Annotated in this window: 1 protein-coding gene; it reads right to left on the bottom strand. The window is 35.8% G+C overall.

Annotated features, from left to right (window positions below; translation table 11 throughout):
- Positions 1-106: 106 nt before the first annotated feature.
- Positions 107-457 carry a hypothetical protein gene (locus tag JMX83_RS15005; protein WP_201603390.1) on the bottom strand — a complete coding sequence of 117 codons (351 nt, stop codon included), beginning with the start codon at positions 455-457 and terminating at the stop codon, positions 107-109.
- Between the last annotated feature and the right edge of the window lie 244 nt (positions 458-701).

A 701-nucleotide genomic window follows, 5' to 3' on the forward strand; every position in this document is an offset into this window, starting at 1 on the left:
TAATTCTCTCCCATTGGTCATCACGTAGGGCATGTCGTCTTGTCATAGTCATTGAGCTCAAATTCCTAAATACGATCTAAGTATAGCTTATTCTGAAATATCCATGCTAATTGATGACACGCCCTAGGTCATCTTCAGATAGCTCTCTTTTTGAAAGAGGAATTATAGTATTTGCCTCATCAAGAACACGTTTAAGTTGATTCTCTAATTCTGACTGCTCAGGATCTGCATTTTCAAGTATTTCGTCGGCGTCATCGATAGTCATCTCTAGGACCTCTTTAGATAAACTGTCTTTAAGGCCAAGATGATCATCGTGATAAGCAAATACCTTATCTGTATTCCCTGTGTCTATTAGCGTCTCTACAAATTCTTCAACTGTGTCAAAATCCAAATCTGGACCTAAACCACCATCACCTAGTGCAGTAGCGGCACTTTCTAAACTATCAAACTCTGACATAAACACTTTCCTATATTTGTAAGTAAAATTAATACAATATAGCCTATCACGAACACGTTTCAACTGTATTTGATGTATTTGTATCTAATAGATATTCTGCAATATATAAATTATATACAACCCCACTCTCAACTTCGAAAGTGATTGAAAAAAGAAGAGCACCTCACTAATCTATTGTTTTCGACCAAGAATACAATGGAGTTGTGAGATGCCCATAGACGAATTTATCATCAATATCTATTTA

The sequence above is a fragment of the Psychrobacter piscatorii genome (assembly GCF_904846415.1).
GTDB lineage: Bacteria > Pseudomonadota > Gammaproteobacteria > Pseudomonadales > Moraxellaceae > Psychrobacter > Psychrobacter piscatorii.

Excerpts from the sequence above, each read along its gene's own strand:
- JMX83_RS15005 (WP_201603390.1), bottom strand. The coding sequence starts at position 457 with ATGTCAGAGTTTGATAGTTTAGAAAGTGCCGCTACTGCACTAGGTGAT.